Below are 23,701 nucleotides of genomic sequence, written 5' to 3'. Positions count from 1 at the left end.
CGATTGTCAGAGCTGTGCCGTAAGAAAGAACAGCACAGCAAGGTCCGCGTCGCGGACGGGAGGAGGTGCCGGGGTGAGCATTCCCGAGCCCATGGAAGACCCCTGGGCGGACTCCGGTCCCAGCGACCTGCTGCCGGCCGCCCGTTCCCGACGGGGCGAGGGCAAGGGCCGCGGCCGCGGCGACCGGCAGGAACGCGAGGACGACGGCGGCTCCTGGACCGGCGGCTTCGAGCGGGTCCCTCCACAGGATCTCGACGCCGAGCAGTCCGTGCTCGGCGGCATGCTGCTGTCCAAGGACGCCATCGCGGACGTCGTCGAGGTCCTCAAGGGCGAAGACTTCTACCGCCCCGCCCATGAGCTGGTCTTCCAGGCGATTCTCGACCTGTACGCCAAGGGCGAGCCGGCCGACCCGATCACCATCGCCGCGGAGCTCACCAAGCGCGGCGAGATCGCGCGGGTCGGCGGCGCCTCGTATCTGCACACCCTCGTCCAGTCGGTACCGACCGCCGCGAACGCCGAGTATTACGCCGAGATCGTCCATGAGCGTGCCGTGCTGCGCCGCCTGGTCGAGGCCGGCACCCGTATCACGCAGATGGGATACGCGGCGGACGGCGATGTCGACGAGATCGTCAACAGCGCCCAGGCGGAGATCTACGCCGTCACGGAGCAGCGGACCAGCGAGGACTACCTTCCGCTTGGCGACATCATGGAGGGCGCCCTCGACGAGATCGAGGCGATCGGCTCCCGCCAGGGCCAGATGACGGGTGTGCCGACGGGCTTCACCGACCTGGATTCCCTGACGAACGGCCTGCACCCGGGCCAGATGATCGTGATCGCGGCCCGTCCCGCCATGGGTAAGTCGACCCTGGCGCTGGACTTCGCGCGGGCCTGCTCGATCAAGAGCAATCTGCCGAGCGTGATCTTCTCGCTGGAAATGGGGCGCAACGAGATCGCGATGCGTCTGCTGTCCGCCGAGGCACGGGTCGCGCTGCATCACATGCGCTCCGGCAGCATGACGGACGAGGACTGGACGCGGCTGGCGCGCCGGATGCCGGATGTCTCGGCCGCGCCGCTGTACATCGACGATTCGCCGAACCTGTCGATGATGGAGATCCGCGCGAAGTGCCGCCGGCTCAAGCAGCGCAATGAGCTCAAGCTGGTCGTCATCGACTATCTCCAGCTGATGCAGTCCGGCGGCTCGAAGCGCGCCGAGAGCCGTCAGCAGGAGGTCTCGGACATGTCCCGAAACCTCAAGCTGCTGGCGAAGGAGCTGGAACTCCCCGTCATCGCGCTCTCCCAGCTGAACCGTGGCCCCGAGCAGCGCACGGACAAGAAGCCGATGGTCTCCGACCTCCGTGAGTCCGGTTCGATCGAGCAGGACGCGGACATGGTCATCCTGCTGCACCGCGAGGACGCCTACGAGAAGGAGTCCCCGCGCGCCGGCGAGGCCGACCTGATCGTGGCCAAGCACCGTAACGGCCCCACGGCCACGATCACGGTGGCGTTCCAGGGCCACTACTCCCGCTTCGTGGACATGGCACAGACATAAGGGGCCGGACTGCCGGTTCTCCGGCTCCGCGTCATTTTCTCCGCTGTCATGTCATGACGAGGGCAGTCCTGAGGCCCTGGCTCACTCCGTTACGGGCAGGCAGTCGGCGAGCAGGTCGACGATGTCGCGCCAGGCCCGTTGCGCGTGCTGCGGGTGGTAGCCGACGCCGGGGGGCGCGGGGTGGTCGACCGGTGGGTGGTGGAAGGCGTGCAGGGCTCCGCCGTAGACCACGAGGCGCCAGTCGACGCCCGCGGCCTGCATCTCGGCGGCGAAGGCGTCCCGTTGCTCAGCGGGCATGATCGGGTCCTCCGATCCGACCCCGGCCCACACGGGGCAACGGATGCGCGCCGCCTCGCCCGGTCGGCCCGTGGTCAGTGCGTTGACCGTTCCGATCGCCTGCAGGTCGACGCCGTCGCGCCCGAGTTCCAGCGCGATGGCGCCCCCGGTGCCGTAGCCGATAGCGGCGATCCGGTCGGGGTCGGTCCGCGGTTCGCCGCGCAGCACATCGAGTGCCGCATGGCCGATGCCCCGCATCCGGTCGGGGTCGGCGAGCAGCGGCATGCAACGGGCCAGCATCTCCTCGGGGTCCCCCAAATAGCGCCCGCCGTGGAGGTCGAAGGCCAGCGCCACGTATCCCAGCTCAGCCAGGGCATCCGCTCGGCGGCGCTCGACATCGCTGAGACCCATCCCCTCGGGCCCGATCAGGACCGCGGGCCGGCGGTCGACACCGGCGGGGAGCGCGAGGTGCCCGATCATCGTGAGGCCGTCAGCCGGGTATTCGACCGTGTGTGTGGTGACCGTCGTCATGAGGCTGGACTGTAGTGATTGGCGAGGCCGGTCGGGCCGGTCTTCACCGTGGGCAGAACGGCGCGGGCAATGTACTCCGTCGAGCGCCAGGGCCTCCGCCTCGGTCTGTGAGCAGGCGAGGTGCTGCCCGTACGGCTGCGGCCGGCGCTCGACGAAAGGGTCCGGCCGGTCTCGGCGAGCGGGAACCCGGTCCTTCGGCGCTCGGTCTCAGCCGTTCTCGTTCTCCTCCTCCGTGCCGGTTGCGTACGGCCGATGAGTCGTTCGTAGCGCTGCCGGGCGGCCTGCGGAGTGCCGAGCCCCAGGCCGACGGCGACCTCCTGCCAGGCCGGCCGTCAGCCCGCGCGCAACCACGCGTCGAGGGCGGCGAAGTCCGGGGCCGTGAGGCCCTGCCGGGGGTCGATGCGATGGAGCAGTGCGCGTCCCGGGTGGTGTGCCGCCACCCAGGCCCGGTCGGCATCGGTGAGCTCGTCGTCGACCCAGACGAACGGCCGGCCGTCCGCGCAGTCGACGAGGGTGCAGGTCTTCCAGTGCAGGCCGCCCTGGTCGTCCTCGTCGGACGGCTCCGGCCAGGCCACTACCGGCAGCTCCGGCAGGCCGATCCGCGGTGCGATGCACTCGTTCGCTGCGGACATCCATGTCGTGGCCCACACCAGGTCGCACGGGAGCGCCAGCAGGCGGGGGCCGTGTGCGGGATTGATCCTGGCCAGCAGCGTCCCCTCGGGCACCGGCCCCGTGGGGGCGGTCCGATACGTCGGATAGCCGTCCGGCCTCGACCCGAAGGGGATGAGTGGCCCGTCGACGTCGAGAAAGAGGAGCGGACGCTGGTCAGAACCGGTCACCATTGCACGGTAGCCGCCCTTCCCGCCCTCGGTCAGGGTGCTGTCGTACGCGCCCGGCACGGGCGGGAGCACCGTCGCCGCGGGGGTGGGAAGGGGCCTCGGAGCAGTGACCGCCGTCAGGGCGCGACCGTGAGGACGATCTTGCCGGTGGTGCGGCCGGTCTCGCCGAGGGCATGGGCCTTTGCGGCGTCTTCGAGCGGGACGACCGTGTCGACGTTGACCTGCAGTTTTCCGGTGTTCACCAGCTCGGCGACGGCTTGCAGGCCGGCCCGGTCGGGCTCGACGAGGACGAACGCCGCGCGTACCCCCGCCTCGCGCGCCCGGTCGGTCGGGAAGGCGTCGTCCAGCGGCAGGATCGAGACCAGCGAGCCGCCGGGGCGCAGGGTGCGCAGCGAGCGGGCGCCGTAGTCGCCGGCGATGCTGTCGAGCACGAGGTCGACGTCGCGTACCGCCGTCGCGAAGTCCTGCTCCGTGTAGTCGATGAGCTCATCGGCGCCCAGACCGCGCAGGAAGTCATGCTTGGCCCGCCGGGCGGTGCCGATCACATACGCGCCGCGGGATTTGGCGATCTGCACCGCGAGATGACCGACGCCGCCCGCCGCGGCATGGATCAGCACCCGTGCGCCGGGCCGCACCTGCGCGGTGTCGACCAGGGCCTGCCAGGCGGTCAGTGAAGCCAGCGGGAGGGCGGCGCCCTGGATGTGGTCCAGGCCCGTGGGCAGGTGGGCGAAGTGGCGCGCCGGGGCGGTGACGTACTCGGCGTAGGCCCCGGCAGGGTGCGGGAAGCGCGGCATACCGAAGACCTTGTCGCCCGGTGCGAAGAGGGTGACGCCGAGGCCGACCGCCTCGACCACACCGGAGACATCGAAGCCCAGGATGAACGGCGGCTCGCTGCCGGTGAGGAACCGGCCGCCGGCCCGCGTCTTCCAGTCCACCGGATTGACGCCCGCGGCATGCACCCGGACCAGGATCTCCGTGGGGCCGGGCACCGGCCGGTCGGTCGTGATCACCTTGAGGACCTCAGGGCCTCCGGCGGTGTCCTGGCTGACGGCCCGCATCTGCGGGGTCCCGGTCTCGGACATCGTGTCTCCTTCGTACGTGCCTATGGCGGGGAGCGGGTCTGCGCGCCGCCCGGCGGCCGCGTTTCCCGAGGTGCTGCCAGCTTTCCGCGGCGGCCGGGCGCCCGGCGGTGTCCAGATGGCCAATGTTTGAAAGAATCGGGTCATGCATCGCGTCGGTGTTCTCGCCCTGGACGGGGTCGTCCCTTTCGAGCTGGGGATTCCCGCGCGGATCTTCGGTGCCGCGTGCAGCGCCACCGGCGAGCCGCTCTACTCCGTCGTCACCTGCAGCCTGGACGGGCGCCCGGTGCGCACCGAGGCCGACTACGACATCGCGGTCGCCGAGGACGCCTCCGTACTTGCGGATGTCGACACCGTCGTCATCCCGCCCTCCCATGGGCAGTCCACGCTCCGCGAGGGCGGCCTGCTGCCCGATGATCTACGGGCGGCGCTGGAGCGGGTCCGGCCCGGCACCCGGATGGTGGCCATCTGCACCGGCTCCTTCGTTCTGGCCGCCGCCGGGCTGCTCGATCACCGGCCGGCCACCACACACTGGCGTGAGGCCACCCAGCTGCAGCACCTCTTCACGACCGTCCGCGTCGACCCCAATGTGCTGTTCGTCGACGACGGCGATGTCCTCACCTCGGCCGGCGCGGCCGCCGGGGTGGATCTGTGTGTGCACATCGTGCGCCGTGACCACGGCGGTGCCGTCGCCAATGAGGTGGCCCGCTTGTGTGTGGTGCCGCCCTGGCGGGACGGCGGACAGGCCCAGTTCATCCGGCAGCCCGTGCCGGAGTCCTCGGGTGGCGGCACCGCCGCCACCCGCGCCTGGGCCCTGGAGCGTCTCGGCGAGCCCCTCACCCTGACCGATCTCGCCGCGCACGCCCGGGTCAGCGTGCGCACCCTCACCCGGCGTTTCCGCGACGAGGTCGGGATGAGCCCCGGTCAGTGGCTCGCCGGACAGCGCATCGAGCGCGCCCGGCATCTGCTGGAGACCACGGACTGGCCGATCGACCTCGTCGCCCATCACGCGGGCTTCGGCACCGGGACCTCCCTGCGCCAGCATCTGCACAGTGCGGTGGGGGTGGCACCGCTGGCCTACCGGCGAACGTTCCGGAGCGCCGCTGCGCTGACCGCTTGAAGCGGCGCCCCGCGGCGGGCCGCATACGGACCCGCCGCGCGGCAGCCCGTATGAGCAGCTAGGGGCCGCCTTCCCGGTGTTGACCTTCAGGCTGGTCGAAGCTCCGCAATCGCGCCCATGGACGACACCGAACAGCTGTTGACCATCGGCGTTTTCGCGCGCCGGGTGGGGCTCACGTCGAGTGCCCTGCGGTTCTACGACGACTGCGGGCTGCTGCGGCCGGCGCGGGTGGATGCCGTGACGGGGTACCGCCGCTACGGGGCGGGGCAGGCGCCGCGGGCGGTGAAGCTACGGCAGTTGCGTGCGGCGGGGCTACCGCTGGTGGATGCCGCGGTGGTGCTGGACGGTCCCGAGGACGCGGCGCGTGACGTTCTGCGGGCCCACCTGGAGCGCACTCGACGGACGGCGGACGAGGCGCGAGCCGTGGTGGAAGGGCTCCTGCGGGAGGCGTCCGGCGCCCCGGAGCACCGTGGGATCCGGGCACGGGCGAGGATCGGCGGTGCCGAACTTGCCAGTGCGGTACGGCAGGTGGCGCCCGCGGCCGCGACCGGGGCGGCCCGGGAGGAGTTTCCGGTGCTGGGCTGTGTGCTGCTGGAACTCGTCGACGGCGAGGTGCGCTGGGTGGCGACGGACCGCTATCGGCTGGCGGTGCGGGTGCTGCGGCCGGACGGGTTCGAGGGCGGTCCGCGACGGGTGCTGATCGCCGCGGATACGGCGCGGAGCCTGGCGGAGTGGGCCGTACGGCAGGTGACGGTCGACATCGAGTGCGCGGCAGAAGCGGCGGGGGCCCGGCTGCGGAGCGGGGCGGACCGCCGGGAGGTGCCGGAGGGCGCCGGCCAGGGGCGGAGCGGCGGTGAGGAGCCCGGTGTGTTTCCGGACTACCGGCTGATGCTGGAGGGCCTGGAGACGGGGCGGCATCGGGTGATCGTCGACCGGGTGGGGCTGCGGGACGCGGTGACCGGGCGGGCGGGGCCGGTGTCGTTGTCGGTCGGTGCGGGGCAGGGGGACGCGGCGGACTCGGGTGGCTCGATGGTTCCGGACACGGCGGGAGACGCGGGAGACCTCGCGGCAGGGCCGGTGGTGGAGGTGACGGGCGGGGGCCGGGAACCCGTCCGGATGCGGGTGGTGCGCACCGGGCCCGGGGCTGCGGATCGCCTTCGATCCGGCCGTACTGGTGCCCGCGCTGGAGGCCGGGGTGGGGCCGGATGTGCTGCTGGAGATCGCTGCGCCGGACCGGCCCGTCCTGGTCCGCTCCGCCGACCAGGGGAGTTTCACGACGCTGGTGATGCCGGTGCGCGAGGGTGCCGGGGCGGACGTCTCCGATGCCGGGCGCACCGACGGCTGATGTCACCCGACCGACGACTGAGGACGGATGAGGGGAGCGGACCGGTGGATCCGGAACTGTCTGTGGTGCGCCTGTGCGTGGCGGGGATGCAGGCCGAGGCGGAGGGACGGGCCGGTGCGGCACGCGCACTCTTCCAGCAGGCCTGGGACAGCGCTGCCGATGACTACGAGGCATGCATCGCCGCGCACTACCTCGCACGGCACCAGAACTCGCCCGAGGAGACGCTCCGTTGGAACCAGGAGTGCCTGGACCGCGCCGACCGGGTGGGGGACGAGCGGGTGGCCGGGTTCTATGCGTCGCTGCACCTGAACATGGGGCACGCCTGCCGGCAGCTCAGCCGGCCGGCCCTGGCGCATACGCATTTCGTGCGCGCCGCGGAGCGGGTGGAGCAGGCCCCCGAGGGCCAGTACGGCGACTGGAACCGCTTTGCGATCGCGGCGGGTCTGCGGGACACGGCCGGTGCGCGCGAGGACTCGGCGGGGGAGGACGGAGCCGGTGCGGAGGTGGTGCCGCGGAGCCTCGACGAGGTGGTCGACGGGCGGGTGCGGGAGCTGGTGTCGCGGTGGTGTGCGCGGGGCGAGCTCATGGCACTGGGACTGGCGCTCCCTGCCTACCTCGGATACCTCGGAACGGCCGCGGACCGCATACGGCTGCGGTCCGCGCTGCACATGGTGCATGCGGCCCGCCGGCTGCCGGCGGACGAACAGGCCGAACTCGGAGCGGTGATCGGGTCGGCAGCGCTGCGGTGAGACGGCGAGGATGGGGCCGGCCGAGTCGGATCCGCTGTTGAGGAGCGCCATGACCATCGCACAGTCCACGGAGTTTCCCCGTCCCGAGCCCGTCGGCCATGGACCGGGTGCGGTCGGTACACCCGACGAGTTCGCGCAGCTGCTGCCGCAGACACGGCGGGCGTTGCTGCACCGGCTGGCGGTCGGGCAGGCCGAAGGGCGCGCGCCGTCGATGACGGGTGCGGTCGTCCGCGACGGACGAGCGGTGTGGACCGGGGGCCGGGGCGCGGTGGCGGGGGAGGTACCGCACGGCGATGTGCAGTACCGGATCGGTTCGCTCACCAAGACCTTTGTCGCCGTGCTGGTGCTGCGGCTGCGGGACGAGGGGCTGCTGCGGCTGGAGGACCCGGTCGGCAGGCATCTGGAGGGCACTCCGGTGGCGGACGCGACGATCGCGCAACTGCTCTCCCACAGCGCGGGGTTGGCCGCCGAGCCACGCGGGCCGTGGTGGGAGCGGACCGCGGGCGAGCTGCGGCCCGCGCCGGCCGACCTCTTCGAGGAGCGCCCACAGCGGCTGCCCGCCGGGCGGCACCATTACTCCAACGTCGGCTACGCACTGCTCGGCGCGCTGGTGGAACGGCTGCGGGACGGTGTCCCGTGGGACGAGGTGCTGCGGCGCGAGGTGCTGGAACCGCTGGGCATGGACCGTACGACGCCGCGGCCGGAGAAGCCGTACGCGAGTGGCTGGGCGGTGCACCCGTGGGCTGACGCGCTGCTGCCGGAGCCGGCCGAGGACACCGGCCTGATGGGCCCGGCGGGGCAGTTGTGGTCGACGCTCCAGGACCTGTGCCGGTGGGCGGCGTTCCTGCTGAGGGGCGATGCGCGGGTGCTCGGTGCGGCGAGTCTGGCGGAGTTGCGCACACCGGCCGTACCGCCGGAGAGCGGCACCTGGGATGCGGGGTACGGGCTGGGAGTGCAGCTCCTGCGGCGGGAAGGGCGGCTGCTGGTCGGGCACCAGGGCTCGATGCCCGGGTTCCTGGCGGCGCTGTGGGCCGATGCGGAGGAGGACGTGGCCGGCGTCGTCCTCACCAACTGCACCTCGGGCCCGGCGGCCGGGGCTCTCGCCGCCGATCTCACCGGGATCGTCCTCGCGCACGAGCCCCGGATCCCCGAGCCCTGGCGTCCGCTTCCCGGGCCGCTGGATCCGGAGCTGCTGGCGCTGACCGGGCCCTGGTACTGGGGCGCGAACCCCCATGCGCTGCGGCTGCGGGCCGAGCGCGGGCTGGAGCTCACTCCGGGTGAGGCGGGACCGGGACGGTGCGGTGAGCCATCTGGATCTCGGCACCTTTGTGTTCACCCGCGGTCCCTACGAGCCGTCGGCGCCGGTGCCCGGCCGGGTGGATCCGGAGGGTTGGCGGGTCTGAGGCCTGCACGGCAGGTGTGCGGCGCGCGGACGTACAGTCGGTCCAGATGTCAGGAGCCGCGCCGAGCCGGCTCGCTACCGCTGGAAGGCCCCGTGACTGCTGTGTCTGACCCGACCGCGAACTCCGCCGCCCCGGACCTGCTCGATCTGCCGCCGCTCACCGCCGCCCGCTTCGCGCGGATCGAGGACAAGGTCGGGGCGCTGATGCGTACCCGTGGCGATGTCGTGGCGATGCAGGGCGAGGCGCTGCTGCCCCTGGAGGCCTGCATCCGCTCGGCCGTGCGGCCCGGCAGCACCGCGCTCAACATCGTCACCGGTCCGTACGGCGAGACCTTCGGCGGCTGGCTGCGCTCCTGCGGGGCCGAGGTGGTCACCCTCACCGCGCCGTTCACGGGTGCGGTCGCCCCGCAGCAGGTGGCGGAGGCGTTGCGCGAGCGCCCCGAGATCGACTTCGTGAGCCTGGTGCACGCCGAGGCGGCCACCGGCAACACCAACCCCGTGGCCGAGATCGGTGCGGTGGTGCGGGAGCACGGCGCGCTGCTGATGCTGGACGCGGTCGCGTCGGTGGGCGCCGAGCCGCTGCTCACCGACGAGTGGGGCGTGGACCTCTGTGTGATCGGCGGGCAGAAGGCGATGGCCGGGCCCGCCGGGGTATCGGTGGTGTCGGTCAGCGACCGTGCCTGGGAGCGGATCGCCGCCAATGAGCAGGCTCCGCGGCGCTCGTACCTCTCGCTGCTGGACTGGAAGGAGCGCTGGATCGACGGCGGACGCACCGCACTTCCGCATGCTCCGGCGCAGCTGGAGATGCTCGCGCTGGAGCAGGCCGCGGACCGTCTGGAGTCCGAGGGGCTGGAGGCGACCCTCACCCGGCACCGGGCGGCGGCCGCGGCGACCCGGGCCGGTGTGCGGGCGCTGGGCGGGCTCGCTCCGTATGTCGTGCGCGAGGAGGACGCGGCACCGGTTGCCACGACGCTCCGTGCGCCCGAGGGAGTGGACGCCCGGGAGATCGTGACCGCCGCGGTCGCGGTGGACGCTGCGGTGCCGGTGCAGGCCGCGGCGGGCGCGCTCGCCAAGCAGATGATCCGGGTGAACCACTATGGCCGCGCCGCCGACCGGGCGGTGGTCACGGCCTCCCTGGTGGCGCTGGCGGGCGGGCTGCGTGCCCTGGGAGTGTCCGTGGACGCCGAGGGCGCGGCCCAGGCGGCGGGCGCGGCGTGGGACGCGGTGGTCGCCGGCTGAGCCGAGCGGGCGCCTGGCTGTAGGCGCGTTGTCGATGTGGGGTCGTGTTTCACGTGAAACACGACCCCACGCGTATGCCGGGAAGTGGCGTCGTTTCACGTGAAACACCCTTGTACGCAGGGGGCGTTGTCCATGACGCGATGCTGTGGAGCACGCGAAACATGAGCCTGCCGAGCTATCCGAGAGCGTCGGCGGCATGTCGTCAGGCGAGCAGTCGCTTCAGCTGCCGTGCGCCGTCGCGCTCCAGCCATGTGTCGAAGGAGATCAGGTCCGGGTGGAGGGCACGCAGTGCGTCGATGTCCGCGCCACGGGCCCGGCGGTCGTTCAGCCACTCATGGCCCTCGGCGGCATCCGGGCTGAGCTCGCGGAGCGTCTCCATCGGCATACGGACATAGGGCACCGTACGCCCGGTCGCGCGGCTGATGGCCTCGGCGATCTGCGGGGGCGTAAGGGCGTCACCTGCCAGCTCCAGGGCCCGTCCGGCGAGTCGGTCCGGTTCCATGAGGGCGAGCGCGGTCAGGGCGCCGATGTCGGACAGCGCGATGAGCTGCTGGGGGATGTCGGGTGCCAGGGCGGTGGTGAGGGTGCGGTCCTGCAGGCCCCATACCGGGTGGAGGTAGTTCTCCATGAACGAGGTGGGGCGGAGCACCGTGGCGGATATCCCGAGCTCGCGGATGTGCTCCTCGATGGCCCACTTGTTCTCCAGGATCCGTATGCCGGACCGGAGTTGGGCGCTGTTGGCGGAGGCGTAGACGAGGTGCCGTACGCCCGCGGAGGCGGCCGCGTCGGCGACATTGCGGCCCGCGGCGATCTCGTCCTGCCAGGAGTAGTCCGGTGGCGTACCCGGGGCTCCGGAGGCAGGCTGGACGCTGAAGACGCCGTAGGCGCCGTCGAGCGCGGGCTTCAGCGCAGCGGGGTCGGCCATGTCGACGGCTCGTACGTCCGCGCCGGCGCCTGCCAGGGCGCGAGCTCCGGGGCTCGTCGGATCGCGGGTGAGCGCCCGCACGGTCCAGCCGTCCGCCAGCAGTCGGCGGGTCACCGCGCCGCCCTGCTGTCCCGTGGATCCGGCCACCGCGACGATTAAGCCATTAACGATCATGCTGGAACCCTCCTATGGAATCGGAACAACCGACCCGGTTAGAATTCCGGAGCGCCGACCCGGTGTCAATCGTTTCTCAGGAGGCCCGGCAGTGACGGACGGTGGTGTGACGCCCTCCCGTGCGGATGCGCGGCGCAACAGGGCGCTGGTGCTCCAGGCGGCCCGATCCGCCTTCGAGGAACAGGGGTTGGGGGTACCGCTCGGCGAGATCGCGCGCCGCGCCGGGGTCGGCGCCGGGACCGTCTATCGCCATTTCCCTTCCAAGGAAGCCCTGTTCAGGGCGACGATCGTGGACCGGATCGAGCTGTTCACCGACACCGCAAGGGACTTGGCCGAGGTCCCGGATCCCGGTCCGGTCTTCTTTCGCTTTCTGTCCTCGGTGGTACGGCTCGCGGTACGGAACAAGGCGCTGTGTGACGCGCTGGAGGCGGCCGGCGCGGGCCGCTTCGAGCCGTGTCCAGGAGTCGGACAGGACTTCGACGACGCACTGGAAGTCCTGCTCAGGAGGGCTCAAGAGGCGGGCACCGTACGGCAGGACGTCGGGATAGCGGATCTCAGAGCGCTGCTGGTCGGCTGTCTTTCGATGGAGCGGGCCGTGCCGGGAAGCGGTTCCGAGGGCGGGGCTCTGGGCCGGATGGCGGCGCTGATGTGTGATGCGCTGCGGACGGAGCGAGCTGTAACGGAACTCGAAACGGAGCCGGTGAAACGTAACGAATCGCAGTGTGGGGTGTGCGGTGCGGCGATCGCGGCGGCGCGCACGGGCCGGCCCGCGCGCTACTGCGGTGGTGCCTGCCGGCAGAAGGCACACCGAGCGCGGGAGCGTACGCGCCAGACGTGATCAGGCACGGCCGGGTGCCGGCCGGACCGCTCCTCAGAGCGGGAGCTTGAAGCCCAGGTGCGATGCCTCGAACCCGAGGCGCTCGTAGAAGCGGTGTGCGTCGATGCGGGTCGCGTCCGAGGTGAGCTGCACCATCTGGCAGCCGAGCGTGCGGGATTCCGCGACCGCCCACTCGATGAGCTGGGTGCCGAGACCCCCGCCGCGCTCGTCGCGGTGGATCCGTACGCCCTCGATGATCGAGCGGGTGGCGCCGCGCCGGGACAGGCCGGGGATGACGGTGAGCTGGAGCGTGCCGACCGTCCGCCCCGCGCGGACGGCCACGACCAGGTGCTGCTGCGGGTCGGCGGCCAGCGCTTCGAACGCGGCGCGGTACGGAGCCGGATCGTCCGGTGACTCGCGGGTGGCGCCCAGGGGGTCGTCGGCGAGCATCGCGACGATGGCGGGGAGATCGGATTCGGTCGCGCGGCGTATCTCGATATCGCTCATGGGCGCGACCTTATGCCGTGTGATCGCGGGGGCGGCAGGCAGGCGGCCCTGCCGCCCGTCCCTCATCCGCCCGCCGGCGTCACTCCGGCGGCGCGAGCGTCTCGACGGCGGTGACCAGGGGTGCCAGTTCGGGGCGCTGCGCGGCGTCCTTGAGGGCTTCGCGCAGTGCGCCGTCGTGGGTGGGCCGGGCCTCCACCAGGAGCGCGAGGCCATCGGACGTCACGTTGGTGTAGATGCCGCGCCGGTCGTCGGGGCACAGATAGCGCGAGAGGAGCCCGCGCTCCTCGAGCCGGGTGACCAGGCGGGTCGTGGCGCTCTGGCTGAGGACGACGGAGTCCGCGACCTGGTGCATCCGCAGATGACCGCCCGGTCCGTCGTGCTGCTCGCTGAGCACATTGAGGACCGAGAACTCCCGGACGCTGAGGTCGTGAGCGGTCTGGAGCGCGCGCTCGATGTGTGACTCGATGCGGCCGTGCAGTGCGGACAGGGCGCACCAGCCCTGCGCCAGCCCGGGGGGCTCGGCCGGCGGGCAGCCGGGCTCGGCCGCTGCCGACTGCGGGACCGCCGCCTTCTGCGTCTCCCGCTTGTCCCGTGTCTGCTGCGTCATCGAAGACCTCCTCATGGCCGCATCAACCAGGATAGGCCACCTCCGAAATATACGGCGCTTGCAATAGCCCGCGTCTGCAATTATTGTGGACGCTCGTAAGGGACGGACGCAATGATTTGAAAGGGATCCGTCATGCCTCTCGCACTCCTGGCGCTTGCCATCGGTGCCTTTGGGATCGGAACGACCGAGTTCGCGGTCATGGGCCTGCTGCCCGACATGGCGGCCGGCTTCGGTGTCTCCATCCCCCTCGCCGGATACGCGACCACTCTCTACGCCCTCGGCGTGGTCATCGGCGCGCCGCTGATGACCGCTCTCGGCACGCGCTTCACCCGCAAGCAGATGCTGATACTGCTGATGGGCCTGTTCATCGTGGGCAATCTGCTCACGGCCCTCGCGCCCAACTTCGGGATCATGCTGGCCGGGCGGATCGTGGCGGCGTTCACGCATGGCGCGTTCTTCGGTATCGGCGCGCTGGTGGCCGCCGACCTCGTCGCGCCCCAGAAGCGCGCCACCGCCCTGTCGCTCATGTTCAGCGGTCTGACCGTCGCCAACGTCGTGGGCGTACCGGCCGGCACCATGCTCAGCCAGCACTTCGACTGGCGCGCCACCTTCTACGCCATCACCGCGCTCGGTGTGATCGGCCTGCTGGGGATCGTCAAGCTGGTCCCCGCGCAGCGGGCAAAGGCGGCCTCTCCCATGGGCAGCGAGCTCGCGGTGTTCCGCAACCCGCAGGTCGGCCTCGCGATGCTGATGACGATCCTGGGCTTCGGCGGCGTCTTCGCGGCCGTCACCTACCTCGCCTCGATGATGACCGAGGTCACCGGCTTCGCACCGTCCTCCGTGATCTGGCTGACGGCCATCTTCGGTCTCGGCATGGTCGGCGGAAACCTGGTCTCCGGCCGCTTCACCGACCGCGCCATGATGCCGATACTGTTTGTGTCGCTGACCGGTCTGGCGCTCTCGCTGGCCGCGTTCACCTTCACCGCGCACGACAAGACCGCCGCCACCGTCACCATCGCGCTGATCGGCATCTTCGGCTTCGCCACCGTGCCGCCGCTGCAGAAACGGGTGATGGACCAGGCGGCCTCGGCACCCACCCTGGCCTCGGCCGGCAACATCGCGGCCTTCAACTTCGGCAACGCGCTGGCCGCTTGGCTCGGCGGGATCGTCATCTCGGCCGGCCTGGGCTACACCGCTCCCAACTGGGTCGGTGCGCTGATGACCGTCGCGGCGCTCGGAGTGGCGATATTCGCCTCCGTCCTGGAGCGGCGTCAGACGAGCCATGGCCAGGTGGTGGCCGCCGGCGGACCCGGCGTCGTCGCCAACGAGCCCGTACCGGCGGCACACGGCTGACGGCCGTTTCCGTACCGCACCCTCCGCACCGGCACTCCGCGCACCACCCGCGCGGCCGGCGTCACCACACCCAAAGGACCACCCTCATGAGCACCACCACCGTCACCCCCACCGTCCGCCCCCTCACCATCCGCGAGGCCGATGCCCTGATCGAGGCCGCCGTCCGTGCCGCCGATGGCCTCGGGGTGCGGGGCAGCGTCACCGTTCTGGATGCGGGCGGTCAGCTGCTCGGCTTCCGGCGGGACGACACGGCCGTGCTGATCTCCGGGGAGACCAGCACCCGCAAGGCGTACACCGCCCTGCAGTTGGACGCGCCGACCGCCGACCTCGTCGACCTCGTACGCCCCGACGGGATCTTCCACACGCTGCCCACGGCGCTGGACCGGCCGCTGCTCTTCATCGCGGGCGGTGTGCCGCTCCACCGGGACGGCCGGCTGATCGGTGCGCTCGGCTTCGGCGGCGGCGCCCCCGACCAGGACCACCGGATCGTCACCGCAGCGATAGCGGAGGCCGAGCTCGGCTGACCCCGGCCCCGCCCTCCGCTAGCGGACGCCCGCGCCCTTGATGCCGCTCCTTCGTGCCCGGCCGGCGTGGGCCTCGGCCGACTGCGCCTCGCGCAGTCGCCTGCCGCGTGCGGTCGGCCCCCAGGGCTTGAGGACGGAGATCGCGGTGACGAAGAGATAGGTGGCCGTGGCGACCGCCGGCGCGACGACAAGGCTGATGTCGGGGGCCGGGGTGCCCGCGGCGGCCTCGGCGGCGAGGTGGTTGATGCCGGGCCGGAGCGAGAAGACCGACAGCAGCACGGTGACGAGCGTCAGCCAGAACTTCACGAGGACCCAGCGGTGCCGGGCCAGCCCCCAGACGGTGCCCAGGGACAGCACCAGCCCGCTGACCAGCGAGGCGAAGGCGATGGGGAGGACCAGCCAGTCACCGAAGATCTTCATCGCCCGGTAGGCGACCGTCGTCATCTCGGGGGAGCCGGTGGTGTAGCCGGTGATGCCGAGGGTGAGCAGGCCGAGGGTCAGTCCGAGCCAGCTGACGGATACGGCGACATGAACGACGAGGACGGCCCGGCGGGCGGGGCGGCTGAGCTGCTGCATACCGCCACGGTCCCGCCTCGCGTCGCGCGGTACATCTGACGGCGGGAGTATCCGGGCGTACGCGGCCTTGAGTAGGTACCCGAGCCACGGCGCCGAGAGGCGCTCACCTTGTCGGATTTGGGGTCGTAAGAACCCGGTTGCACCTATACCCCCTCCCGCCCGTGCTTCCCGTCGACGGGCGCCCTAGGCTCCGGGGCCATGAGCAAGCTGCATCTGTTCGACATGGACGGGACCCTGCTCTACGGGTCCGCGGCCGCGATCGAGATCTCCCGGCAGCTCGGGCTGGACCGGGAGATCGGCGAGCTGGAACGCGGATTCGCGGCGGGTGCGCTGACGCCCGTGCAGTTCGCCCAGCGGGCATGTGAGCTGTGGGCCGCCGAGCTGACCGAACTTCAGGTGGCCGCGGCCTTCGACGGTGCGCCCTGGCTGACCGGAATCCGGGAGGTCTGGGCGGATATCCGGGCCCGTGGCGAACGGTGCGCGGTGATTTCCCTGTCCCCGGCCTTCTTTGTGGAACGGCTGCTGACCTGGGGCGCCGACGCGGCGCACGGTTCCCGCTGGCCGGCGGTGCCGATCCGGCAGGCGGTGGAGCCGGCCGGCATCCTCACCTCGGCGGCGAAGGTACGTATCGCGGATGAACTCTGTGTGCAGTACGGGCTGACCCGGGCCGACTGTGTGGCGTACGGCGACTCCCAGTCGGACACCGAACTGTTCGCGGTGGTTCCGCAGTCGGTGGCCGTGAATGCGGATCACCATGTCAGCGGCCTGGCCTCATATGCGTATGTGGGAGGTGATCTGCGCGAGGCATACGAGCTGGTGCGTACTGGTCAGTAATTCCGGACTTTCCGCGGAGGATTCGTCCGCTGTGTGCGCTGAAAATGCACTCTGTGGGGAGGATCACTGTTATCGGAAGGGCCGCGCGGAGTGTTCCAAGATCAGGACTTGTGGTTTCAACTACTGCCGGTATGGTCGAGTCCGGCTTGGCGGAGTGAGGGCTTCCGGGGCTGCGCGAAGGGCGGGTAAAGCTCGTCAGCTTAGCGGCGAAGCGGCCCGTGACACCCGGACTTCCGACTATTTGTCCATCGTGATGAGGAGGAGTGGCATGCTGCTGACATGGCATCTGTTCCACCTTGTCGCAGGGAAGTAAGATTTGTCCGCTTTGGAGGATGTTGCCGGAATCTCTTGAGTCGATGAAGAATTCCGGGGCAGGGCGGGGGAATTCCGGGCAGTTCCGATCCACGGAAGTGCGAAGACGACCGAAAGACGTTCGAGGCGAGGCAGACCATGGACGCTCCGACCACTACGTCGGCCGATAACGGCTCTTCCGGCGGGAGCAGTGGCGATTGGGGTTGGTTCACTCCGCCGGCGAAGAAGTCCTCCGGAGAACAACAGGAGCGGCAAAACAGCCAGGAGCGGCAACAAGGCCAGGACGGCCGGGCCGAACCGGACGACCGGAGTGCGCACCCCGACCGCGGTGACCACAGAGATCACACCGAGCGGAACGAGAGAGACGAGCGGAACGACCGGGAACGCATACCCAGTCGGCCGGTCAATCCGATCCGGCCGGTAGGCACCGCCGCCGCGCGTGAGCGCGAGACGGAGCCGTCGCAGGTTCCGCAGTCGCGGCACGAAGCGGGCGGAGCACCCACCGCCCCCGTTTACCCCGAGCAGACCGCGGCCGCCTCCGGGTACGCCGCCCCGGCATACGCACCGCCGCGCCGCGAGGCCGAGCCCTCCTGGGATCGTCAGCCGGTCCGGGACGGTCAGCCGCCCTGGGAGCGCGAGTCCGTCCGCGGCCGGGAGCCCGAGCCCGTACACGAATCGGCGCGCGCCGCGGGAAGCGCCGCCCCGGCACCGCCCGCCCAGAGCGTGGCCCCCGCGCCCTCTGCCTTCACCCCCAAGGCCCGTGCCGCCGCTCCCGCGCCGGAGCCCTCCCTCGACGCCCTGACCGCTTCGGCCTCTTCCGCGAGCCCCGCCTCTCCCGACGCGGTTCTCATCCGTCGCACCATGGCGGAGATCGAGCCCGTGGCCGACAAGGTCACCTCGTACTTCTACGCGCTGCTCTTCGTCCAGTACCCCGACCTGCGGGCGCTGTTCCCCGCCTCGATGGACACCCAGCGCGACCGGCTCTTCAAGGCGCTGCTCACCGCGGCCCAGCATGTCGACGACGCCGATGTGCTCACCGCGTACCTCTCGAACCTCGGCCGCGGGCACCGCAAATACGGCACCCAGCCCGACCACTACCCGGCGGTCGGCGAATGTCTGCTCAGCGCGCTCGCGCGCTATGCGACGTCCAGTTGGGGGCCGGAGGCCCAGGCCGCCTGGGTGCGCGCCTACACGGCGATCTCGCAGATCATGATCGACGCGGCCGCCGAGGACGAGGCCGTGGCTCCCGCCTGGTGGCAGGCCGAGGTCGTCTCGCACGAGCTGCGTACGCCCGACATCGCGGTGGTCACGGTCCGCCCCGACCAGCCCTACCCGTTCCTCGCCGGGCAGTACACCAGCGTGGAAACCCCCTGGTGGCCACGTATTTGGCGGCACTACTCCTTCGCCTCCGCGCCCCGCTCGGACGGTCTGCTCTCGTTCCATGTCAAGGCGGTCCCGGCCGGCTGGGTCTCCAACGCCATGGTCCATCGCGCCCGCCCCGGCGATGTCATCCGGCTCGGTGCCCCCGGTGGCTCGATGACCGTGGACCACACGACGCGCAGCGGTCTGCTGTGCGTCGGCGGCGGCACCGGCATCGCGCCGATCAAGGCGCTGGTCGAGGATGTCGCGGAACACGGTGTCCGGCGTCCTGTCGAGGTCTTCTACGGCGCCCGAAGCGACCATGATCTCTACGACCTCGACACCATGCTGCGGCTGGAACAGACCCACCCCTGGCTCTCCGTCCGCCCGGTCGTCGCCACCGGACCGGCGGCGCGTGGCGGGACGAGCAGCGAAACCGGACAACTTCCGGACGCAGTACGGCAATACGGACCGTTCCGGGAATACGACGCCTTCCTTTCCGGGCCGCCAGGGTTGATCCGCAGCGGTGTGGACGCTTTGGTGGGAGTCGGCATCCCGACCGACCGCATACGGCACGACTCCATAGAAGAGCTGGTCTCGGCAGGAGATTGACGTCTTGGCAGCACAGGGCGAATTCGGTCCGACAGGGGAGGGGTGGGGTATGCCGCGGCAGGAACGCCCCGGGAGCGACGGCGAGCACTTGGTGCAGCAGAGACTCGGTACGACCGAGCGCGCCGAACGCTTCTACGGGGATCAGGTCCTGGACCATCTCAATGTCCGTATGCAGGAGTTCGTGGCCCGGCAGGAGATGTTCTTCCTGGCCACGGCCGACCGGCACGGCGAATGCGACTCGACGTTCCGGGCCGGCCCGCCGGGGTTCGTCCGGGTGCTCGACGACCGGACGCTGGCCTATCCGGAATACCGTGGAAACGGTGTCATGGCGTCCATCGGCAATATCTCGGAGAACCCGCGCCTGGGCATCCTCTTGATCGACTTCACCCGGGACCGCATCGGGCTGCACATCAACGGCCGCGCGCGGGTCGTCCTGGACGAGGAGATGCGGGCGCAGCACGCCGGTCTGCCGGTCGACCCGGTTCCCGGGCGGCGCGCCCAGCTGTGGGTCACGGTCGAGATCGAAGAGGCGTACATCCACTGTGCCAAGCACATTCCGCATCTGCAGAAGGTCCCGGCACAGCAGCGTGGGGCGCGGGCATGGGGCACCGACGACAGCAAGCGCAAGGGCGGCGACTTCTTCGGCGCGGCTGCCGAGGCGAGTGAGCGGCCGCCGTTCCGGCGCGCGGAGCGCCGGAACGAGCACCTTAGGGGCGGACTCCACGAGGACACGGGTGACGCTGCCTACCAGGGCGCGGCCCCGGTGTACGGCGGCGGTCCCGAGCAGGTCGGCGTGCACCGTGCCGCACGGGCCGAGCCCGCGTACGGCGCCGGGCCCGGTGGCTCCGGCCGGGGGGATTTCGTGGAGGAGCTGAACGCGGAATTCCTCGACCGGGTGGAGCGGGTGCTCGCCCGCGCCCAGCCCCGTCGCCCGTCCGAGGACGAGGCCGAATTCCGTGGATGGTTCGACCGGCGCGACGGCTGACCCGGCGCTGCCGCAGCGGCCGGTGCGGTGGCTGGGCGGTCCGCTCAGCCCAGGTCGGGGGCGTGCATGGCCCGCACGCCCTCGATGTTGCCGTCCAGGTAGTGGCGTAGCGACAGCGGTACGACCTCGACGGAGGCGATGCCGACGCGGGTGAAGGGCACCCGCACGATGTCGTAGTCCCCGCAGGGCTCCTCGACCTCGGGGCCGTGCCGCCGTGTGAGGTCCATCGAGTCGAGCCGGCAGACGAAGAAGTGCTGGACCTTCACGCCGTCCACCCCGCCGTCGCTGAAGTGCTCGACGGTGTCCACGAAGACCGGCACCACGTCCTTGATCTTGGCGCCCAGCTCTTCGTCCAGCTCACGGTGGAGGGCGTCGATGACGGTGGCGTCCTCGGGCTCGACGCCGCCGCCGGGAGTGATCCAGTACGGGGCCCGGCCCGGCTTGGTGCGCTTGATCAGAACGAGGTCCGCGCCGTCGAGCAGAATCGCGCGGGCGGTGCGTTTGACGACTGGCCGTTCGTTCATAGGGGACAGATGCCGCAGTCACGGCCTGGTGAAACCCTCGCCCCTCGGTCACCAGTCGACAGCGGTTCGCAGCAGGCCTTCATGCGCCCGCGCGATGTGCGGCAGGCCGAGCGTCCCGGTCCGTACGGCCAGGAAGTAGGTCCGCAGCGGGGGCACCGGCGGGTCGAGCAGGGTGAGGACGTCGCCGCCGGCCAGCGCGTCGGCGCACAGATAGCGGGGCAGTACGGCGAGCCCCGCGCCGGCCGCGACACAGGACAGCACCGCCCGCAGATCGCCGGCGATCACGGCGGCGGAGGCCGTGGGCTTGGCGTCGAAGACCGCGGACCAGTAGCGGGTGATCAGCGGCAGACTTTCGTGGACCTCGACGATCGGTACGGGGTCCAGCAGGCGGACGCCACCGGCCTGCAGTGCTCCGGGGCCGCCCAGATCGGCCGCCCAGTGCGGCGCGGCGATCAGTACATGTTCCTCGTCGCACAGCGGTGTGGCGGTGAGCAGTCCGCCGCGCGGCCGGGTCGTGGTGACGGTCAGATCGTGGTGACCGGCCGCCAGACCGGTCAGCATCTCCTCCGCGGGCCCGAAGGCGGTGCGGATGGACAGGCCCTGGGCTATCAGCGGGGTCAGCGCCGGGAGCGCGCGCTCGGTGAGGAACTCCGGGGGGCCGGCGAGATGGAGAGTGCGGGTGACGGAGTCCCGGTCGAGACCTGCCTCGGTGATCTCGGTGAGCGCGTCCAGGTGCGGCGCCACTTTGTGGGCCAGTTCGTCGCCGATGGTGGTGGGGGTGACACCGCGGGCGTTCCGGAGGAAGAGCGGACGGCCCAACTGGCGTTCCAGCGCCCGGATCTGGCTGGTCACCGCGGGCTGGGAGAGGCCGAGTAACGCCGCGGCGCGGGTGAAGGAGCCGGCCCGGTGCACCGTGACAAAGGTGCGCAGCAGAGCCAGATCCATCGCATACCTCCTGCGCCCCTCGGAAGCCTGGTCGCGGGCCAACTATAAATTTGTCGATAGGGATGTGTCGCTAGCGTGATTGGACACTGACGCTCGGTCAACTAGCCTTGTTCGAGCGGTTGGTTTCACGTGGAACATCTGGTTTCACGTGAAACGCGTGGACTCGGGGCCATGGGAACCGCAGGCCGGCAGGGTGACGAGGGGGGATACCCTGCCGGCCTTCCTTACGTCTTCAGGCGTGCCGGACCTGGTGGCGCGCTCCGCTTGTTCGACTCGTCCCGATGGTGTGGTCAATCCTGGTTGTCCGGTCAGTTCTGTGCGGCCACGTTCAGCGCCCGGAGGACATCCGCGATCAGATCCTCCTGCTCCTCGACGCCGACCGAGAAGCGGATGAAGCCCTCCGGCACCGCGTCTCCGCCCCAACGGGCCCGCCGCTCCGCACTGGACCGTACGCCCCCGAAGCTCGTCGCATCGTCCACCAAGGTCAGCGCGGCCAGGAACCGCTCGGCGAAGGACTTGTCGGGCAGCACGAAGGACACCACGGAGCCGAACCGTCCCGGGCGCATCTGCCGGGCGGCGAGCTCGTGGGACGGGTCGGACGGCAGTCCGGGGTGGCGCAGGCCGGTGACCTCCGGGCGGTCCGCCAGCGCCGCGGCCAGAGCCAGTGCACCGGCCGACTGCTGGCGGACGCGCAGCGCGAGGGTGGCGAGGGAGCGATGCGCGAGCCAGCTCTCCATGGGGCCCGGGATGGCGCCCACGGTCTTGCGCCACAGCCGTACGGAATCGGCGAGCGCGGCATCGCGGGTGCTGGCATAGCCCAGCAGGACGTCGCCATGGCCGGTCAGCGCCTTGGTGCCGCTGGCCACCGAGAAGTCCGCGCCGAGGTCGAGCGGGCGCTGGCCGAGCGGGGTGGCGAGGGTGTTGTCGACGGCGACCAGGGCGCCCCGGCGGTGCGCCGCGTCGGCCAGCCGCCGGATGTCGCAGACGTCGAGGCCAGGGTTGGAAGGCGTCTCGATCCACAGCAGCCGGGCGCCGTCCAGCGCATCGAGCTGTGCGTCGTCTGCCGTCGGCGCGGTACGGACCTCGATGCCGTAGCTCTCCAGACGCGTGCGGACGGCAGGCAGCAGCTGATAGCCGTCGCTGGGGAGGACCACCGCGTCGCCGGAGCGCAGCTGGGAGAAGAGGACCGCGGTGATCGCCGCCATCCCGGAAGCGAAGGCGACGGTATGGGCGCTCTCCTCCGGCGATTCGAGCTCGCCGATGGCCTGTTCCAGACGGGTCCACGTCGGGTTGGCGTCGCGGCCGTAGGTGTAGGGGCCGACGGCATCGCCGGGGAGGTGGTAGTGGGCCGCGAACACCGGCCCGGGGAGGGTCGGCTCATAGGCCTCGGGCTCCGGGAGCCCGGCTCGTACGGCGCGGGTGCCGTCGCCGGTCATGCGCTCTCCTTCTGCTGCGGCTGATCCGGTTCCCGGGCAGCGCGCCGCTTGTCGTGCTCGGGGGCGCGGGCCGTGACGACGGTACGGCCCGGGAGGGCGGCGCGGACCGCGGCCAGCAGGCCTTCGCTCGCTGTCTCGACCATCTCCAGGCACTCCTCGAAGCCCTCGAAGCCCCCGTAGTACGGATCGGGTACGTCGAGATCGTCGAAGAGACCGAGGTCGGAGGGATCCATGTCGGAGGCGGGGGCGGAGGCGGGGGCGGACACCGGGGCCGAGCCGCTGTCCGCCGTCGCTTCCGTCGCCGGGCCCGTCCCGTACGCACGCAGCAGGCGGACCTTGGCGGCGTCCCGCGCGGTGGGGGCCAGGCGCCGCAGCTCGCGCAGATGGCCGGAGTCGAGCGCGATGACCAGGTCGAGGCGGTCGAACCAGGAGGCATGGAACTGGCGGGCGGTGTGAGCGTGTTCATAGCCGCCCGCGCGCAGTACGGCGACCGTGCGCGGGTCGGCTCCATCGCCCTCGTGCCAGCCGCCGGTCCCCGCGCTGTCGACCTCGACCAGGCCGTCGAGCCCGGCCTCCGCGAGGCGGGCGCGGAAGACGGACTCCGCCATCGGCGACCGGCAGATATTGCCGGTGCAGACGAAGCAGATGCGGAAGGGAGCGGTCAAGGGTCAGTCCTCGTCGGGAAGGACCACATGCATCGCCCAGGCGACGATGGAGATGATCACGCCGCCGAGCAGTGCCGTCCAGAAGCCGTCCACATGGAAGGCGAGATCGGCCTTGCCGGCGAGCCAGGAGGTCAGCAGCAGCATCAGCGCGTTCACGACCAGCGTGATCAGGCCGAGCGTGAGGATGAACAGGGGGAACGAGAGCAGCTTCACCACGGGCTTGACCAGGAAATTGACCAGTCCGAAGATCAGCGCGACGAGGATCAGTGTCAGTATTTGGCGGCCGGTGTTCTCACCGGTGAGCGTGATGTCCTTGAGCAGCCAGATGGCCACGGCAAGCGCCGCGGCATTGGCGATCGTCTTGACCAGAAAATGCTTCATGGTGAGATCGTCGCAGACGAGTCTGAATCATCGAGG

22 protein-coding genes and 2 pseudogenes are annotated in these 23,701 nt (G+C 71.1%); 11 read left to right on the top strand and 13 right to left on the bottom strand.

Going from position 1 to position 23,701, the window contains the following annotated elements; genetic code table 11:
- The first annotated feature begins 91 nt into the window (after positions 1 to 91).
- On the top strand, positions 92 to 1,549 hold the full coding sequence (gene dnaB, locus SLV14N_RS19955) for a replicative DNA helicase (protein ID WP_208687993.1): 1,458 nt from the start codon (positions 92 to 94) through the stop codon (positions 1,547 to 1,549).
- An 81-nt stretch (positions 1,550 to 1,630) separates the two neighbouring features.
- On the opposite strand, the gene SLV14N_RS19950 is transcribed toward dnaB, so the two are convergent.
- The 4 genes and pseudogenes from SLV14N_RS19950 to SLV14N_RS19935 form a co-directional block, all read right to left on the bottom strand.
- A complete protein-coding gene (locus SLV14N_RS19950) occupies positions 1,631 to 2,356 on the bottom strand; it encodes a dienelactone hydrolase family protein (protein ID WP_263270484.1) in 726 nt (241 codons plus the stop codon).
- Positions 2,357 to 2,601: 245 nt separating this feature from the next.
- Positions 2,602 to 2,679: pseudogene (locus SLV14N_RS19945) on the bottom strand (DNA-binding protein); the annotation flags it as partial.
- A gap of 9 nt (positions 2,680 to 2,688) precedes the next feature.
- The gene (locus tag SLV14N_RS19940) at positions 2,689 to 3,195 is read right to left on the bottom strand and encodes an HAD domain-containing protein (protein ID WP_263273222.1); all 507 of its coding nucleotides are present in this window, start codon (positions 3,193 to 3,195) and stop codon (positions 2,689 to 2,691) included.
- Positions 3,196 to 3,311: 116 nt separating this feature from the next.
- Entirely contained in the window at positions 3,312 to 4,277 is a 966-nt protein-coding gene (locus SLV14N_RS19935) for an NADP-dependent oxidoreductase (protein ID WP_208682374.1), read from the bottom strand.
- A gap of 142 nt (positions 4,278 to 4,419) precedes the next feature.
- Here SLV14N_RS19935 and SLV14N_RS19930 point away from each other — a divergent pair, with 142 nt between their 5' ends.
- From SLV14N_RS19930 to SLV14N_RS19915, 4 genes and pseudogenes are all read left to right on the top strand, one after another.
- Positions 4,420 to 5,394 (top strand): GlxA family transcriptional regulator, encoded by a 975-nt coding sequence (locus SLV14N_RS19930; RefSeq protein ID WP_263270483.1) that lies wholly within the window; start codon positions 4,420 to 4,422, stop codon positions 5,392 to 5,394.
- A 117-nt stretch (positions 5,395 to 5,511) separates the two neighbouring features.
- The gene (locus tag SLV14N_RS19925) at positions 5,512 to 7,488 is read left to right on the top strand and encodes a MerR family transcriptional regulator (protein ID WP_263270481.1); all 1,977 of its coding nucleotides are present in this window, start codon (positions 5,512 to 5,514) and stop codon (positions 7,486 to 7,488) included.
- A 139-nt stretch (positions 7,489 to 7,627) separates the two neighbouring features.
- Positions 7,628 to 8,891, top strand: a pseudogene (locus SLV14N_RS19920) (serine hydrolase domain-containing protein).
- A 92-nt stretch (positions 8,892 to 8,983) separates the two neighbouring features.
- Positions 8,984 to 10,129 (top strand): alanine--glyoxylate aminotransferase family protein, encoded by a 1,146-nt coding sequence (locus tag SLV14N_RS19915; protein ID WP_263270480.1) that lies wholly within the window; start codon positions 8,984 to 8,986, stop codon positions 10,127 to 10,129.
- A 202-nt stretch (positions 10,130 to 10,331) separates the two neighbouring features.
- Here SLV14N_RS19915 and SLV14N_RS19910 read toward each other — a convergent pair whose 3' ends face one another.
- Complete coding sequence (locus tag SLV14N_RS19910; protein WP_263270479.1) at positions 10,332 to 11,228, bottom strand: NmrA/HSCARG family protein; 897 nt, start codon at positions 11,226 to 11,228, stop codon at positions 10,332 to 10,334.
- 91 nt (positions 11,229 to 11,319) lie between these two features.
- Here SLV14N_RS19910 and SLV14N_RS19905 point away from each other — a divergent pair, with 91 nt between their 5' ends.
- Complete coding sequence (locus SLV14N_RS19905) at positions 11,320 to 12,066, top strand: TetR/AcrR family transcriptional regulator (protein WP_263270477.1); 747 nt, start codon at positions 11,320 to 11,322, stop codon at positions 12,064 to 12,066.
- 33 nt (positions 12,067 to 12,099) lie between these two features.
- Here SLV14N_RS19905 and SLV14N_RS19900 read toward each other — a convergent pair whose 3' ends face one another.
- The gene (locus SLV14N_RS19900; protein WP_127152067.1) at positions 12,100 to 12,552 is read right to left on the bottom strand and encodes a GNAT family N-acetyltransferase; all 453 of its coding nucleotides are present in this window, start codon (positions 12,550 to 12,552) and stop codon (positions 12,100 to 12,102) included.
- A gap of 79 nt (positions 12,553 to 12,631) precedes the next feature.
- A complete protein-coding gene (locus tag SLV14N_RS19895; protein ID WP_208682358.1) occupies positions 12,632 to 13,159 on the bottom strand; it encodes a MarR family winged helix-turn-helix transcriptional regulator in 528 nt (175 codons plus the stop codon).
- A 132-nt stretch (positions 13,160 to 13,291) separates the two neighbouring features.
- On the opposite strand from SLV14N_RS19895, the gene SLV14N_RS19890 reads away from it, so the two are divergent.
- The gene (locus SLV14N_RS19890; protein ID WP_263270476.1) at positions 13,292 to 14,512 is read left to right on the top strand and encodes an MFS transporter; all 1,221 of its coding nucleotides are present in this window, start codon (positions 13,292 to 13,294) and stop codon (positions 14,510 to 14,512) included.
- A gap of 86 nt (positions 14,513 to 14,598) precedes the next feature.
- Positions 14,599 to 15,036, top strand: a complete 438-nt coding sequence (locus SLV14N_RS19885; RefSeq protein ID WP_263270474.1) for a heme-binding protein — start codon at positions 14,599 to 14,601, stop codon at positions 15,034 to 15,036.
- An 18-nt stretch (positions 15,037 to 15,054) separates the two neighbouring features.
- On the opposite strand, the gene SLV14N_RS19880 is transcribed toward SLV14N_RS19885, so the two are convergent.
- The gene (locus SLV14N_RS19880) at positions 15,055 to 15,612 is read right to left on the bottom strand and encodes a DUF2269 domain-containing protein (protein ID WP_263270473.1); all 558 of its coding nucleotides are present in this window, start codon (positions 15,610 to 15,612) and stop codon (positions 15,055 to 15,057) included.
- A 198-nt stretch (positions 15,613 to 15,810) separates the two neighbouring features.
- Here SLV14N_RS19880 and SLV14N_RS19875 point away from each other — a divergent pair, with 198 nt between their 5' ends.
- From SLV14N_RS19875 to SLV14N_RS19865, 3 genes are all read left to right on the top strand, one after another.
- Positions 15,811 to 16,446, top strand: coding sequence for an HAD family phosphatase (locus SLV14N_RS19875; RefSeq protein WP_263270472.1), 636 nt, complete (start codon positions 15,811 to 15,813; stop codon positions 16,444 to 16,446).
- Positions 16,447 to 16,896: 450 nt separating this feature from the next.
- Positions 16,897 to 18,729 (top strand): globin domain-containing protein, encoded by a 1,833-nt coding sequence (locus SLV14N_RS19870; RefSeq protein ID WP_263270471.1) that lies wholly within the window; start codon positions 16,897 to 16,899, stop codon positions 18,727 to 18,729.
- Positions 18,730 to 18,778: 49 nt separating this feature from the next.
- Entirely contained in the window at positions 18,779 to 19,714 is a 936-nt protein-coding gene (locus tag SLV14N_RS19865; RefSeq protein ID WP_263270469.1) for a pyridoxamine 5'-phosphate oxidase family protein, read from the top strand.
- 44 nt (positions 19,715 to 19,758) lie between these two features.
- Here SLV14N_RS19865 and SLV14N_RS19860 read toward each other — a convergent pair whose 3' ends face one another.
- From SLV14N_RS19860 to SLV14N_RS19840, 5 genes are all read right to left on the bottom strand, one after another.
- Positions 19,759 to 20,238 (bottom strand): NUDIX domain-containing protein, encoded by a 480-nt coding sequence (locus SLV14N_RS19860; protein ID WP_018092145.1) that lies wholly within the window; start codon positions 20,236 to 20,238, stop codon positions 19,759 to 19,761.
- A gap of 48 nt (positions 20,239 to 20,286) precedes the next feature.
- Positions 20,287 to 21,183 carry a LysR family transcriptional regulator gene (locus SLV14N_RS19855; protein WP_208682344.1) on the bottom strand — a complete coding sequence of 299 codons (897 nt, stop codon included), beginning with the start codon at positions 21,181 to 21,183 and terminating at the stop codon, positions 20,287 to 20,289.
- 308 nt (positions 21,184 to 21,491) lie between these two features.
- Positions 21,492 to 22,619: a cystathionine gamma-lyase gene (locus tag SLV14N_RS19850; protein WP_263270467.1), complete on the bottom strand. Its 1,128-nt coding sequence runs from the start codon at positions 22,617 to 22,619 to the stop codon at positions 21,492 to 21,494.
- Complete coding sequence (locus SLV14N_RS19845; protein ID WP_263270466.1) at positions 22,616 to 23,284, bottom strand: low molecular weight protein-tyrosine-phosphatase; 669 nt, start codon at positions 23,282 to 23,284, stop codon at positions 22,616 to 22,618. Before SLV14N_RS19845 ends, SLV14N_RS19850 begins: the two co-directional genes overlap by 4 nt.
- A gap of 3 nt (positions 23,285 to 23,287) precedes the next feature.
- On the bottom strand, positions 23,288 to 23,665 hold the full coding sequence (locus SLV14N_RS19840) for a phage holin family protein (protein WP_127152078.1): 378 nt from the start codon (positions 23,663 to 23,665) through the stop codon (positions 23,288 to 23,290).
- Between the last annotated feature and the right edge of the window lie 36 nt (positions 23,666 to 23,701).

The organism is Streptomyces sp. Je 1-4 4N24 (assembly GCF_026239515.1).
Classification (GTDB): domain Bacteria; phylum Actinomycetota; class Actinomycetes; order Streptomycetales; family Streptomycetaceae; genus Streptomyces; species Streptomyces nigrescens.
The sequence above is the reverse complement of the archived record's forward strand: the minus strand, read 5'-3'. Positions and strand labels throughout refer to the sequence as shown.